This window comes from Myxococcales bacterium, from assembly GCA_016706225.1.
Classification (GTDB): domain Bacteria; phylum Myxococcota_A; class Polyangia; order Polyangiales; family Polyangiaceae; genus JADJKB01.
Genome location: JADJKB010000021.1, coordinates 847,507 through 860,723, shown reverse-complemented (window position 1 = coordinate 860,723; position 13,217 = coordinate 847,507). Strand labels below are relative to the sequence as shown.

Here is a 13,217-nt window from a genome sequence, read left to right as displayed (position 1 = left end):
GTGCCGCGCCCGGCGCACTGGGTAGCCGACCGGTGTCTCACACGCTGGGCGCTCCCGGGCGCGTCCGGCATCTGGCTCTGGATTTGTGGGCGGTGAAACCTCGCGTTTGTCGAGGTTGTACGCTCAGCTTTCAGGCGCGGTTCCTCGCGTTTGCCGTTCGTGGGAAATTGGTTCTGTGAACTACGAGCGCTCCGTGGCCCTTGTCCTCGCGGCCATCGTCGGCCCCGCTTGTACGGGTGAAGCAGACCCCACCGAGGCTGCCTTTCGTTGCAGAACGCTGGGAGCAAAGACGGTGGCCTGTGGCAAGAACAGCTACGAGTGGCGTGGCCTGGCTGCGGGGCCCGGTGAGTTGCCGTTCGACGCGGCGCTGGCGGAGCACGCCACGCGGCTCGAGCGACAGTTCCACGGTCTCAACGCCTACGGCACGGACGTGACGGCGGATCTGTCGGTGGCCGTCACGCGCGTCGAGGAACGCAAGCTCATCGCGGACTTCGTGGCGGGTCACGGCTGGGACTTCGAGGCGTTTGCGGGCCGCTCCGTGCCCAGTGTCGTCGACGGGTTCGGCAAGACAGCCGGCATGTACGCCGGCGCGGGCATCGCCGCGGACGCATTTCGCTACGCGACACTCCGAGACCAGGGCGCCGAGTGTGCGGACATCGAACGGGCGCGGCAGTACCTGGCCGCGGATCTCGAGGTACTCCACAAGGTGACGGCCATCACCGGGATCCCGGGCGGAGTTGCTCGGGGTTTCATGCAGAAGGAGCTGGCGGGGAGCGCCGGGGTCGAGACCACTCCACTGTTCGACGAAAACGGCGCAGCGCTGCCCATCGAAAAGGACAATGGAACCTGGCGTGCGGACAACTCCGGCGGAACATACCCGGACACGATCTGGGAGGACTCGTGCAGTCGGGACATGTTCTCCGGTTGGGTGTTCGGCTACGCGTCCGCCTGGGAGGCCATCCACGACGACCCGGCCTTCGCCAAGGACAAGAAGGCGCGACTGCAAGCCGACGCCAGCGCCATCGGGCGGGCCCTGATGGAAGTGGGCGCGCAAGGATACGACCTGGAGCTCAAAGACCCGGACGGTCGCCGCACCTATCACGGTATCCTGAACGAGAACTCCATCGATCGACTGTACGTCGATGGCGCGCAGAATGGCTTCAACGGTCTGCTTGCCCTCGGCAGCGTCGCGGCGCTGGCATATGTCTCCGAGGACCCAACGCTGAACGCGTATCTGGAGAAGAACCTGATCCGCGAGCGCGCTCTGCACACGATCGCGCGGGACAACATGCTGGGCGTCGACCTCGGGGTGAAGTCGAACTACTCGTCGTACAACATGGCGTTCTTGGGCGGCTGGCTCGCCGTCCGCTACTTGTGCGACGAAGACGTGCGCTCCGTCGCACGGGAGGCGGTCCAAGTTGCCCTGTACGACCGCCCCGGCCAGACCCGACAGCCGCTCGAGCAGAAGCAGAGTTTCTTCGATCTCGGCTACGTGGCGGCCGTCTCTGGCACGAGTGCCTTCGCGGGACCGAGCGCTGCCGTGGACCAGGCTGCCCTCGCTCGCGCGCTGCAGTCCCTGGCGGAATTCGAGCCGCCCCCGTACTTCGCCCCCGTCCGCGTGAACTGCGACGCCGGGGAAATTGCTGCAGGAAAGTGTGTGGCCGACGACGGCAGCGCGCTGGTGCTGCTCGGATACGTGGGCCGTGGGGACGAACTGGTAGCCGCGGAGCCGCTGCCCATGCGGACTCGCCCGCCGAGCAACTACCACTGGCGGAGCAACCCCTACGCGGTCGACTCGCCGTCGGACGGCTCGGAGCTGCTGTCGGGTGTGGACTTTCGTGTGGCGTATTGGATGGCGCGCTTCACGAAGCGGTAGACACGGCACTGCCACGGGCTCGGCTTTTCCCTGGATTTCGGACTGGCTTCGTCTTTTTTCTCCGCGACCGATGAGTTTTGGTCGGGGGACCAGTCTGTATCTCCGAGCGGCAACTGGCGCCGCAGAGAACCCGGAGAAGTCATGAACCCGATCAGCGAAAACCACGTGTTTCAAGCCTACCTGAGCTCCGCCGTCGTACTGGGGCTGAACCTCCTGGTACTGGCCAACAACACGGCCCTGACCCGAGCCACCGCCGTCGAGGTGGTGAACCCGGAGGACAAGAAGCTGAACAAGCAGGCCACGGTCGTGTTCGAGGCCGGCAACGAAAAGACCGCGCGCTACCGGCGGGCCCACCGCAACGCGCTGGAGAACATCCCGCTGTTCCTGATCACCGGCTACCTGTTGACCCTGACTTCGATCTCGTTCGGCCTGGCGGTTGCGATCTTCGGCGTCTTTGTCTTCGCCCGCCTCAGCCACAGCGTCGCCTATGTGACCAGCGCTCAGCCGTGGCGCACGGCCAGTTTTGGGATCGGCGCGCTGGTTCAGCTCGGCATGCTCCTTTACCTCGGCTACGCGCTGATTACCGCAGCATGACGGGAGATGCGCTCGAGTGACGCGGTGAGAAATGGACCTGTCGTATGCTCGACCCGTGAGCGCCGATGAAGTGACCCACGTGAAGCGGGCCGCGCAGGCGGGCGACGCGGCGGGCTTTCGCGAGCTCGTCGCGCCCTACCAGGCCGAGCTCCGAGCCCACTGCTACCGCATGACAGCCTCGATGACCGACGCCGACGACGCCCTGCAAGAATGCCTGCTCCGCGCCTGGCGTGGCATCGAAGGCTTCGAGGGGCGGGCGTCGCTGCGCACCTGGCTCTACAAGATCGCGACTCACAGCTGCCTCGACTTCGTGAAAGAGCGGCGAGCGCGCACGGTTCCGTCACAGGTCGAGGCCGCTTCGACCCCGCTCGCGCCGCTGGCGGCGCCGCGCTTCGAGCCCATCTGGCTCGAGCCGTGTCCCGAGACACTCTGGCAGGTCGAAGCTCCCGGACCCGACGCGCAGTACACCGCGCGCGAGAGCGTGGGCATCGCGTTCCTGGTTGCCCTGCAAGAGCTGCCGCCGCTCCAGCGCGCGGTCCTCCTCGCCCGCGACGTGCTCGGCTTCTCCGCAGCGGACGTCGCCGAGCTGCTCGATGTGACTGTCGCTGCCGTGAACAGCGCGCTGCAGCGCGCCCGGGCCACGGCCGAGCAGCGACGCGCAGGTGTGAATCAGCGTGGCCCCGACCCGACCACAGACGCAGATGTCCAACGCACGCTGGCCGCGTACGTGCGTGCCTGGGAGAGCGGTGACGGTGCGGCGCTGGTTCGAGTGCTGCACGAGAACGCGGTCATGCGCATGCCGCCCATCCCCACCTGGTACCAGGGTCGGGACGACATCGGTCGCTTCTTCGAGCTCATGGTGAGGACGCTGGGCGAGCGACGCGTCTTGCTCACCGTGGCCAATGGCGCGCCCGCCGTGGCGCTCTACGTCGCGGCAGAGGATGGTGTGTTGCGCGGCCACTCGCTGCACGTGCTCGAAGTCGAGAGCGGCGAGCTCATCGCCGTCGACGCATTCCTCGACGCGACGCAGCTGGAACGCTTTGGACTGCCGGACGCGCTGCCCTGAACAACGGCGTAGCGCTTCGGAGCTCGAGCTGGCCGAATCGACCGAGAATCGCACGGTCGCACAGCGCTGAGCGCGGCTCAGGCGCCGCGTCGCAAGTCGCTGCGCTTGACAGCGAAGCCGCGTCGCGGAAGCTTTCGCGCCCCTTGGCCGCAAGTTATTTCGACGTCGACGGAACACTGGTCAGCACGAACCTCGTGCACCCGACCTTGTTCTACCTCTTGAACCAGGGCACCCCGGTCCAGACGGCGCTGCGCTTCGGGCGTGCGCTGTTCAAGGCGCCCGCCATGGGCGTCGCCGAGATGGCGGATCGGCGCACCTTCAACGAGCTGCTCTACAGCTCGTACGAGGGCATGAGTGAGGATCGCCTGGTGCTCCTGGCGGAGGAGGTCTTCGAGAAGGTGCTGCGCCCCTCCGTGTTCCCGGCGGCCCGCGATCTCGTGCGCCAGAACGTCGACAGTGGTCACGTCGTCGTCCTGATCTCCGGAGCGCTCGACTTCATCGCCAAACGCCTGGCCGATCACCTGGGCGCGCACGAGGTGATCGCCAACCGCCTCGAGATGAAGGAGGGCTACGCGACGGGAAAGCTCGAAAAGCCCGTGGTCGCGGGCCCCGAGAAGGCCCGCTTGATCCGCGAGCACGCCCGCCGTCACGGCCACGATCTCGACGACTGCTACGCCTTCAGCGACAGCTACTCCGACCTGCCCATGTTGAGCGTGGTCGGACACCCCGCCGCGGTGAACCCCGATCCGCGGCTCAAGCTTCTGGCCAAAGCCTACAGCTGGCCGAGCTTCGACCTGAGAGTTTCGTCATGAATCACCCCTGCCTGGTGACCCTGGAAAAAGACAGCGCGCCCCGCGTGCTGTTCGCCGGAGACAAGTTGGTCGAGGCGGATCTGCCCAAGGGCACCCGCTGTATCTACCCGAAGCCGCCCATCAGCCCGCTCCGGGACGTGGACGCCGCGATCCGTTACGCCATCAACCACCCCCTCGGCTCCGATCCGCTCTACGCCAAGCTGCGGCCCGGCATGAAGCTCACCATCGCCGTCGATGACATCTCGTTGCCCCTGCCGCCCATGCGCCGTCCCGACGTGCGCGAGCGGGTGCTCGAGATCGTGCTCGCCCTGTGCGCCGATCACGGCGTCGACGACATCGAAATCATCGTTGCCACCGGCATTCACCGGAAAATGAAGGCTAACGAGGTGCGGCACATGGTCGGCGACCGTGTGTTCGAAGCCTACTGGCCGGACCGCCTCTACAACCACGACGCCGAAGACAAAGACACCATGGTGGAGGTCGCGACCACCGAACACGGCGAGGTCATCGAGATGAACCGCCGCGCCGTCGAGAGCGACCTGATCGTGTACGTGAACCTGAACTTCGTGCCGATGGACGGCGGGCACAAGTCGCTGATGTGTGGGCTCACCACCTATCGCAGCCTGGCGTCGCACCACAACCCGGAGACCATTCGTAGCTGCGACAGCTACATGGATCCGAAGAAGAGTGAGCTTGCGACGCGCGTCACGCGCATGGGGCGGCTAGCCAACACCAAGCTGAACGTGTTCACCGTCGAGACCACCATCAACAACCGGATGTTCGACCGCCCGCTCGAGTTCTTGGCCAAGAACGAGGACGACCTCGACGGGCGTGAGCGCGCCATGCTCAAGGGCCTGGTCGCGACCACCGGGCGCCTGCCGCAGGCGGCGCGCCAGGCCATCTTCGATCGTTTCCCGGCGCCGTATGGTGTGACCGGCGTCTGGGCGGGTGAGACCGAGGCGGTCCACGAGAAGACCCTCGAGCGCTGTTACGAACAGTACCTGGTGCCGGTGCAAGGGCAGGCCGACGTCCTGGTCTGCGGGATCCCGTACATTGGCCCGTACAACGTGCACGCCTTCCTGAATCCGCTGCTGGTCAGCGTGCAGGCGCAGGGGTACCTGTTCAACTTCTATCGGGGGGCGCCGCTCTTGAAGAAGGGCGGCACGCTCATCATCACGCATCCGTGCACCGACAAGTTCGATCACGAGCAGCACGCGCCGTACATCGACTTCGTGCACCGACTCCTGCCGGAGACGCGCGACGCGGTGGAGCTCCACAAACGCTTCGAGAAGAAGTTCGCGGAAGACCCGGCATTCATCCAGATGTACCGCACCGGCCACGCCTACCACCCGGCCCACGCCTTTTTCATGTGGTACTGGGGCGAAAACGGGCGTCAGCACATCGGCCGGGTGATCGTGGTCGGCGCCGACAACGAGTACATCCCAAAGCTACTCGGCTACGAGACCGCTTCGAGCATGGACGAGGCCCTGTACCGGGCTCGGGGCGAGGACAATAAGAGCTTGGACATCGCCTGTTTGCACGTGCCGCCCATCGTCATGGCGGACGTCTCCCTGTGACGGCTCCAGGATTTTTCGTTTAACGACCGCCCGAGCCCCGGCATCGGCGGGGCATGCACAAATTGGGGCGTTCGCTGCTCGTCGGGTCTGTGTTTGCGCTGGTGGGCGCCTGCGCGCGCACGCCGCCGGTGGCGATGCTTCGGCCCGTCGTGGCGAAACCCGCCGTGGAACGCCAGCTGAGCGCGGGAGAGGGCCGCCACCTGCTCAATCGTTTTGCGTTCGGGCCGAAGCCCGGTGAGGTCGAACAGGTCGTGAAGCTTGGGGCGGTCGCCTGGCTCGACGCGCAGCTCGGACCACGGGCGCCCGATCCGGCCCTGGAGCAGGCGCTCACCCCCTACCGGTCCGCGATGGAGGCGCCCGAGGCGCTGGTAGCTCGCTGGTTGGGCGGCGACTGGCAGGACGGTGCCATGCGAGACGGCGAGATCCGAAAAGAGATCAAGGACCGCGCCAAGGATCAGCTGGCCCGCATCGCCCTCACCGAGCTGACGCGTCACATCCAGAGTGAACGGCAGCTCGAGGAGGTGATGGTCGACTTCTGGACGAATCACTTCAACGTCTTCGGCCGCAAGGGGTTGGTGCGGATCTTTGCCGGGGACTTCATCGAGCGCACGCTCCGGCCGCACGCGCTCGGTCGCTTCGAAGAACTCTTGGTCGCGACGGCGCGGCACCCGGCGATGCTGCTGTATCTGGACAACGCCCGGAGCCGCGCGCCCCGCGAGAACGCGAGCGGTGAGCCGCGCGGTGGACTGAACGAGAACTACGCGCGGGAGCTGCTCGAGCTCCACACCCTGGGGGTCGACGGCGGCTACAAACAGGGCGACGTGGACGCCCTCGCGCGGATCTTGACGGGGTTCAGCGTGCGGCGTCCGAAGGAAGGAGGCTTCGGTTTCATGTTCCGCCCTGGTGCCCACGACGGCAGCGAGAAGGAGCTGCTCGGGCAGCACTTCGCGGGCGGCGGCGGCGAAGAAGAGGGCCTGCGGGCGCTTTCGCTCCTGGCCAGACACCCGGCAACGGCCCGGCACATTGCCACGAAGCTGTGCGCTCGCTTCGTGGCGGATGAGCCTCCGCCCGCCTGTGTGGAGGCCGCGACGAGGAGCTATCGCGAGTCGAACGGCGAGATCGCACGTGTGCTCCGCACGATCGCGCTTCACGACAGCTTCTGGCAGACGAGTGTGCAGAACAAGAAGCTGAAGACCCCGTTGGAGCTCGTGGTGAGCTCGGCGCGTGCGCTCGGAGCACGCCCGGACGGCTCGCTCGGGCTGGCCAAGGTGCTCGAGCGCATGGGAGAGCCGGTCTTGCTCGAGAGTGTGCCGACCGGTCACCCCGAGTCCGAGTCCGAGTGGGCGGACACGAGCGGGCTCTTGTCGCGCATGAGCTATGCGTCGCTGCTTGGTGCGGGCCGGTTGCCCGGCGTCGAGCTGGATCTGGAGAAGGTGCTCTCGGCAAAGGGCGACGAGCTCGTCCCGAGGGCCAGCGCGCTCTTGCTCGGAGCTCCGGTTCGTGAACGCACCGTCGCAACCCTGAAGAACGCGGTCGCGGGGCTCGATGATCCCGAAGCGCGTCGCGCCATCGTTGTTGCTCTGCTCGTCGGGAGTCCGGAATACCAGCGTCAGTGAGGTCGAAAATGTCGAAGATGGGTCGTCGTTCTTTGCTGCTCTCGGCCTCGAGCTTGGGTCTTGCCGCACTCTGGCCCGGCGTGGCGCTCGCGGAGGCCCCGCCTGCGGCGAAGCGCCAGCGGGTCTTGGTCGTGGCTTTTCTGCGCGGTGGGCTCGATGGGCTGAGCCTCGGAGTCCCGCACGGCGATGCGGGTTATTACTCGGCGCGCCGAGGTATCGCCATCGCTGCGCCCGGAAAGACCGGCGGCGCCATCGATCTGGATGGGTACTTCGGGCTGCACCCGCGGCTCGCTCCGCTCGTGCCCGCCTACCGCGCCGGGGAGCTTGCGCTGGTGCATGCGGTCGGTTCGCCGCACGGGACTCGTTCACACTTCGAGGCGCAGGACTACGCCGAGACCGCGATGCCCGGCGCGCGTTCGGTCCGCGACGGTTGGCTCGGTCGCGCGCTCGTGAGCACCGGTCGCGCCCGGGCTCCGCTCGGAGTCGTTGCCTTGTCGAGCAAACGACCGCTCGCGCTGCGCGGCAATCTGGACGTCGTGAGCGCGAAGCGCATCGATCGTTTTGCGCTGCGTGCGCCGAAGAAACTGGACGAGCGCCTGACGCGCGGGTTCGAGGCGCTCTACGCCGACAATGACGACCCGGTCACGCGCGCCGGGCACAATGCCCTCGACGTCGCGCGCAGGCTTCGCGACATCGATCGCAGCGTCGACGCGAGCACCTACCCCCAAGGGGCGCGACCGCTCGCGGAGGTCGCGGCCTTGATCCGCGCGGATGTCGGGCTCGAGGTCGCGTGGATCGACGTTGGAGGCTGGGACACCCACCAAGGACAGGGCAACTCCGAGAGCGGGAGACTGCCGCGTTTGTTCGACGGGCTCGGCAAGGGTCTGGCTCAGTTCCGCGCCGATCTCGGGGAGCGGTTTGCAGACGTCGTGGTGCTCGTCATGACGGAGTTCGGTCGGACGGTGGCCGAGAATGGTACCGGGGGAACCGATCACGGTCACGGCTCGGCCATGCTCGTGATGGGCGGTCCGGTGCGCGGTGGCAAGGTGTACGGCAAGTGGCCTGGTCTTGCCGAAGGGTCGCGCCACGAAAAGCGCGACCTGGCGGTGACCACCGACTATCGCGACGTGTTGGCGGAGCTCTCGACAGGGCACCTTGGCGCACCGCACGCGGCGCTCGTCACGCCCGACTACACTCCTTCGCCCCTCGGGCTGCTGCGCTGAGCGGGGTTTCGTGGACGTAGTTTGCCGGGCTCGCAGTCCGGCGACTGCTTACCGTATACTCGCGCCCCCATGCGCCTTCGTGCCTCTGCTGTGTTGATTGTGGTCCTGTCTGCTCTCCTTGCTTGCAAGATGTTCAAGAAAGAAGAGCCCACCGACGCGGGCATGGAGCCGACCGTCGAACCTGCGCCGACTCCCACCGCCGCGGCGGAACCCGCTCCCAGCGCCGAACCGGCGAAAGACGACCCCGGGACCGCTCCCGGCACCACCAAACAGCCGACGGTGCAGCAGACCGACGCGGGGGCCAAGGCCACGGCGGACGCGAGCGCTCCGAGTGACGCGGGCGCCACGGCCGCGGACAGCGGCTCGTCCAAGGGCGCCAACTGCGCGGCGAAGTGTCAGGGCGTGATGCAGGCCTGTCTCACGCCGAGCGTGAAGGACGGCGGCTTTCCAAGCTTCGCCGATCCGACGAAGTGCCAGGCGGCGTTCGACGACTGCGTGAAGGCTTGCAAGTAGTCAGGCCCGTGTTGCCGTCGACGGTTGGGGTCGAAGCAACCGTGGGTTGGCAGACGGCGTTGGCGCTGGTGCGGGTGCGGTGCGCTGTCGAGCCCTGTCTGTTGACACCGCCGATCGCCGATCTGGCCCGCGCAGGCTGAAATCGCAGGGCAGGCCGTTGCCGAGGCGCAGCTGCGCCCAGTCGAACTTTCGCACTTCTGGGATGGCACGTGAGCTGCATGTAGGTGTGTGTGCGTAGAACGGGAATCACCACAGGAATTCAGGAGCCACGAACATGACTGCAGCACCGGTGATCGGCGGAGCCGTTTGGGAGGTCGATGAGGCCGCGCCCACTTGGGTCAAGAGCGAACCGCCACTTGCCAGCGACCTGGAGGCAACCCGGGTCTGGCGCGCCGAGCGGAGTGGTGTGCGGGCAACCGAGGCGGCGGACTTCGCCGAACCGCTCGCGTCGGAGGCCCAGACGCGCTTGCGCGTGGTGCCGGTGCTCGACTCCGTGCGCGAGTCCTTCCCCGAGCTTCCTGCGCGCAAAGCTCAGCTCGGACTGCCGTCGCTGGAGTCCACGCTGGTATTCCCTCTCGAGCGGCGCCTGCTACCGGCGAGCGCGCTCGGGCGGTGTATGGCCCCGCCCATCGAGGAGACGCCCCGAGCTGCCGTCTCCAGGCGGGCGCTGCTGGTGTCCGCAGTCGCGGCGGCATGTGTGACACTCACCGTCTTGTTTGCGGCGACGGCGCCGTTCCTGTTGTCTCCGTGAGCGCGGTCGCGCGCTTCGCGGTCAGAGTCCGACGTAGCCTGCGATGAAGTGAAAGTAGAGGCCACCGAGCGCCCACAGCGGCAACGTCACGAAGCTCGTGTGCCCGTGATCGATCTTCCAGTGGTTGTAGGTCCACAGACCGCGCTCGAAGAACAGGCTCATGCCGCGCCCGTAGGTGTATTCCGTCACGAAACCGACCAGCGCGAACGCGGCCATGATGCCGAGGTAGTGCAGGCTCACCCAGGCCGAGAGCGCGCCGGCCGCTAGGGCGATGGGCAAGCAGAAGACCGCGAACGCGGTCTTCGAGAAGCGTCCATGCCGGGCGCTGGTGAGTCGGCGGAGCGGCCAGGCCAGAGCGATGCCGAGCGTGAGGGCTGCGGCGCAGACCATCACCGGGCGATCGAGTGAGAGCGCCGGCTCCACGGAGCCGCGCAGCACACGCCGGGTCTCACAGAACAGCAGCGCGCCGACGGCCCAGGGCAGGAAGTTGATGGTGCTCGTGTAGCCGGACAGCACCGAATGATAACTGTAGGTCCAGATCGGCTCCCTGAAAAACCCGCGCCAGACCACGGATACGATCAGCTCCCCGACGATGCCCAGGAGGCCCGCCGCCACGAACAGGACGAGGTAGCGAGGACTGATGAAGAGGGCGAGGGACAGAAATGAAAGCGGGACCCAGCCCATGAGCACGTAGAACTTGGTCAGCGAGAACTGTTGGTCGGTGAGCCAGTCGCCACGCTTGAGCGCCAGCAACACCAGCACGAAGCTGTAGACGTTGGAGGCGGTTCCGAACAGCAAGAGCGGTCGGAACTTGGGGTCGAAGAGCAGCGCCAGCATCAGGGTCCTCGTGGGGCGGGCCGCCGCGCGAGGTAGTACTCGAACTCGCGGGCCGACGTCGCCTCTTCTTCGTCAGCGCGCACAAGCGCGGTCCGTCCGGCTGCGACGACGCTGTCGCGCCAGAGGTACAGGGTGGCCTCGGCAACGTCGTAACGCCGCGCGAGCACACCCGGGGGCACACCCCGCAGCATCTCGAGCACGATGCGAAGGCGCGCGGCACCCGTTGCATCTTCCGTTTCGAGCCCGAGCCGACGCTGCGCTGGCGCCGAGAGCCGAGCCAGAACCAGGGCCTGATGTTCAGTCGCGGCGCGCAAGCGCTCGAGCCAGCGGCCTCGGTAGGGTAGTCGTGGGGTGGGCCAGACCAGCAAGCGCGTGAACTGCCGGCTCTCGTCGCTGAATGCCGTGCGGCCGTGCAGCATGCGGTGGTTGTCGACCACGAGCAGCTCTCCAGCTCGAGGGTGCACCCGGAGCAGGCTCGTTCGCGCGATGAACGCCCTCAGGCCGAGGGCGATCGTGTCGTCGGCTCGCGGGCGGGGTGAGTGGGTGAACACCACCGACGCCCCGCGCAGCGACAGCGTGGGCCCGAGCACGTCGCCGAACACGAAAGGCAGGCGCCGCGGCACGTCGAACAGCTGCGCGAACAGCTCCGGTGCCTCGCGCTCGATATCGTCGAGCAGCGCATGGCTATCGAGCAGCAGCGTGTCGCCGCCTTCGACGGCGTGCACACAGAACATGAACTGGAGCTGAGGCGGCACACCCAACAGCAGCTGGCTATCGGTGTGCAGCGGTGTCTCGCCGGACGTCGACGCGAAAGAACGTCCCCAGGGCACGGCGGCGATGGGCTGGCGTTCGACCATCTCCGGCGTGTCGCCCAGGAAGAAAGCGGCCGCCTCCCACGGGTCGCCGGAGGACAGCTCGAACGCACGCGGGTCGGGTGTGCAGAGGGCGTAGCCGGAGCTGACGAGGGACTCCTGGAGTCGCGCGCGACTCGGCTGGTCGCCGAAAAACGGGAACGCGACCGTCATGAGCTGCGCGGAGCGTAGCCCCACTCGACCCGTTCATGCGTGGCATCCAGCAGCCAGCGCGGGAAGGGCATGAATTGCGCGAGCGGCGCTCCGGCGCGCACCCGCACCCGCCGACCCGGAGTGCTCAGGCGAAATACGGCAGGCAGCGCGTGGAACTGATCCGTGGCAACCACGCCGCGAAGCACCTCGAAGCCGCTGCCAGTGAAGCCCTCGACCAATGTCGACCAACCCGGCGCGGTGGACACGAGCGCCGGAGGTTTCACGAAAAAGAGCGGCTCGCCTGCCTGATGCGGCGTCACGTATTTGGTGAAGTACCAGATTGCGCCGCGATGGCGCTCCAGGGTTTCCGCGTCGAAGGCGGAGGCCCAGGCCGCGCGTGTCCGGTCGGCGAAGCCCTCGAGCGCGGAAGCATTCGGTTCCACGCGAGTGTTGTGTCCGTCGAACTTGGCCGTGAAGGCGACGGCGTTCTGGAAGATCAGCCGAGCGACCGGCGGGTTTCCGCGTTCGACGCCCGTCGCGGTCAAGAGGTCGACGCTCGTGCTCTGGACCAAACACTCCGGCCCCGCGGAGACACATCGGAGCTCGCCCTTCTCCCCTGGTTTGGGCTCACTCGTCTGCGCCCGCATGCGTTTGTACTTCTGGGTCGAACCCTTCTTCTTCTGCTCGAAGTACTTGGCATCGAAGAAATCCAGGTGGCCTCGACCCACGTCGAGCGCTTGGTCGAGCGCGACTACGCGCGGGCGCGCGCACGACACAAAGGGCATGAGCGTCGCGAGCTCGCCGTGAACGAGGAGTGGGAAGGGGTTGGCCTCGCTCGGGGTCAGCGACAGCACCAGCGGGACGAAGTTCTCGGTGTCGGTGAGCCAGCGCTCCTCCACGTCGAACAGCACGTTTCTGCGGTTGCCCGCGTGACCGATGCGCAGACAGAAGCCGGGTCTTGGTCGCACGAACAGGCCGGTGAAGAACCCGACGCGGGGGCCTCGGCCTTCGCGCCAGACGAGTCCCCGTTCCATGCGTTTCGGCCAGAGGCTGTGCTTGGGCAACAGCCCTTCGGCGACGAAGCGCGGCACACTGCCGCGCAGCAAACGCAGCAGGCGCTCCGGTGGGTTGCTCAGTCCGGGCCGGCCGAGGGACTTCGTCAGCCAGAGCTGCTCTCGCAAGAGCAGCTGAAAGCCGGCGCGATTTCCGTCGAGCAGGGGGCTGCACGCCTGCGCGGCCCGGAGCGGAATGGAGCCGTCCAGGGTTGCGCTCGGCCGCTCGAGCCGCACAGCTCCGTCCAGCGTATCGAGCACCTCGAAGACGCTCGGAGGCGCGCGCTCCACTGGAC

At 67.1% G+C, this 13,217-nt stretch carries 12 protein-coding genes; 9 read left to right on the top strand and 3 right to left on the bottom strand.

Annotation, left to right across the window (positions count from 1 at the left end; translation table 11 throughout):
• Positions 1–193 precede the first annotated feature (193 nt).
• From IPI67_28525 to IPI67_28485, 9 genes are all read left to right on the top strand, one after another.
• Complete coding sequence (locus IPI67_28525) at positions 194–1,876, top strand: hypothetical protein (protein ID MBK7584132.1); 1,683 nt, start codon at positions 194–196, stop codon at positions 1,874–1,876.
• 141 nt (positions 1,877–2,017) lie between these two features.
• Positions 2,018–2,470 (top strand): MAPEG family protein, encoded by a 453-nt coding sequence (locus IPI67_28520; protein ID MBK7584131.1) that lies wholly within the window; start codon positions 2,018–2,020, stop codon positions 2,468–2,470.
• Positions 2,471–2,525: 55 nt separating this feature from the next.
• On the top strand, positions 2,526–3,536 hold the full coding sequence (locus IPI67_28515; GenBank protein ID MBK7584130.1) for an RNA polymerase subunit sigma-70: 1,011 nt from the start codon (positions 2,526–2,528) through the stop codon (positions 3,534–3,536).
• A gap of 143 nt (positions 3,537–3,679) precedes the next feature.
• Positions 3,680–4,348, top strand: a complete 669-nt coding sequence (locus tag IPI67_28510; protein ID MBK7584129.1) for an HAD family hydrolase — start codon at positions 3,680–3,682, stop codon at positions 4,346–4,348.
• Positions 4,345–5,925, top strand: coding sequence for a DUF2088 domain-containing protein (locus tag IPI67_28505; GenBank protein MBK7584128.1), 1,581 nt, complete (start codon positions 4,345–4,347; stop codon positions 5,923–5,925). The genes IPI67_28510 and IPI67_28505 overlap by 4 nt, the downstream gene beginning before the upstream one ends.
• Before the next feature lie 53 nt (positions 5,926–5,978).
• Positions 5,979–7,541, top strand: a complete 1,563-nt coding sequence (locus IPI67_28500) for a DUF1800 domain-containing protein (GenBank protein ID MBK7584127.1) — start codon at positions 5,979–5,981, stop codon at positions 7,539–7,541.
• A 17-nt stretch (positions 7,542–7,558) separates the two neighbouring features.
• Positions 7,559–8,764, top strand: a complete 1,206-nt coding sequence (locus IPI67_28495) for a DUF1501 domain-containing protein (protein ID MBK7584126.1) — start codon at positions 7,559–7,561, stop codon at positions 8,762–8,764.
• Positions 8,765–8,833: 69 nt separating this feature from the next.
• Positions 8,834–9,277, top strand: coding sequence for a hypothetical protein (locus tag IPI67_28490; GenBank protein ID MBK7584125.1), 444 nt, complete (start codon positions 8,834–8,836; stop codon positions 9,275–9,277).
• A gap of 274 nt (positions 9,278–9,551) precedes the next feature.
• Positions 9,552–10,028 carry a hypothetical protein gene (locus IPI67_28485; protein MBK7584124.1) on the top strand — a complete coding sequence of 159 codons (477 nt, stop codon included), beginning with the start codon at positions 9,552–9,554 and terminating at the stop codon, positions 10,026–10,028.
• A 21-nt stretch (positions 10,029–10,049) separates the two neighbouring features.
• Here IPI67_28485 and IPI67_28480 read toward each other — a convergent pair whose 3' ends face one another.
• Genes IPI67_28480 through IPI67_28470 form a run of 3 tightly spaced genes read right to left on the bottom strand, consistent with a single transcriptional unit; the run spans position 10,050 to position 13,212 of the window.
• Positions 10,050–10,865: a hypothetical protein gene (locus IPI67_28480; protein ID MBK7584123.1), complete on the bottom strand. Its 816-nt coding sequence runs from the start codon at positions 10,863–10,865 to the stop codon at positions 10,050–10,052.
• Positions 10,865–11,890, bottom strand: coding sequence for a TauD/TfdA family dioxygenase (locus IPI67_28475; GenBank protein ID MBK7584122.1), 1,026 nt, complete (start codon positions 11,888–11,890; stop codon positions 10,865–10,867). Before IPI67_28475 ends, IPI67_28480 begins: the two co-directional genes overlap by 1 nt.
• Positions 11,887–13,212, bottom strand: a complete 1,326-nt coding sequence (locus tag IPI67_28470) for a hypothetical protein (GenBank protein MBK7584121.1) — start codon at positions 13,210–13,212, stop codon at positions 11,887–11,889. The genes IPI67_28475 and IPI67_28470 overlap by 4 nt, the downstream gene beginning before the upstream one ends.
• Positions 13,213–13,217: the final 5 nt, after the last annotated feature.

Coding starts and splice junctions, on each gene's coding strand:
- IPI67_28520 (MBK7584131.1), top strand. CDS start 2,018: ATGAACCCGATCAGCGAAAACCACGTGTTTCAAGCCTACCTGAGCTCC.
- IPI67_28505 (MBK7584128.1), top strand. CDS start 4,345: ATGAATCACCCCTGCCTGGTGACCCTGGAAAAAGACAGCGCGCCCCGC.
- IPI67_28500 (MBK7584127.1), top strand. CDS start 5,979: ATGCACAAATTGGGGCGTTCGCTGCTCGTCGGGTCTGTGTTTGCGCTG.
- IPI67_28495 (MBK7584126.1), top strand. CDS start 7,559: ATGGGTCGTCGTTCTTTGCTGCTCTCGGCCTCGAGCTTGGGTCTTGCC.
- IPI67_28490 (MBK7584125.1), top strand. CDS start 8,834: ATGCGCCTTCGTGCCTCTGCTGTGTTGATTGTGGTCCTGTCTGCTCTC.
- IPI67_28485 (MBK7584124.1), top strand. CDS start 9,552: ATGACTGCAGCACCGGTGATCGGCGGAGCCGTTTGGGAGGTCGATGAG.
- IPI67_28480 (MBK7584123.1), bottom strand. CDS start 10,865: ATGCTGGCGCTGCTCTTCGACCCCAAGTTCCGACCGCTCTTGCTGTTC.
- IPI67_28475 (MBK7584122.1), bottom strand. CDS start 11,890: ATGACGGTCGCGTTCCCGTTTTTCGGCGACCAGCCGAGTCGCGCGCGA.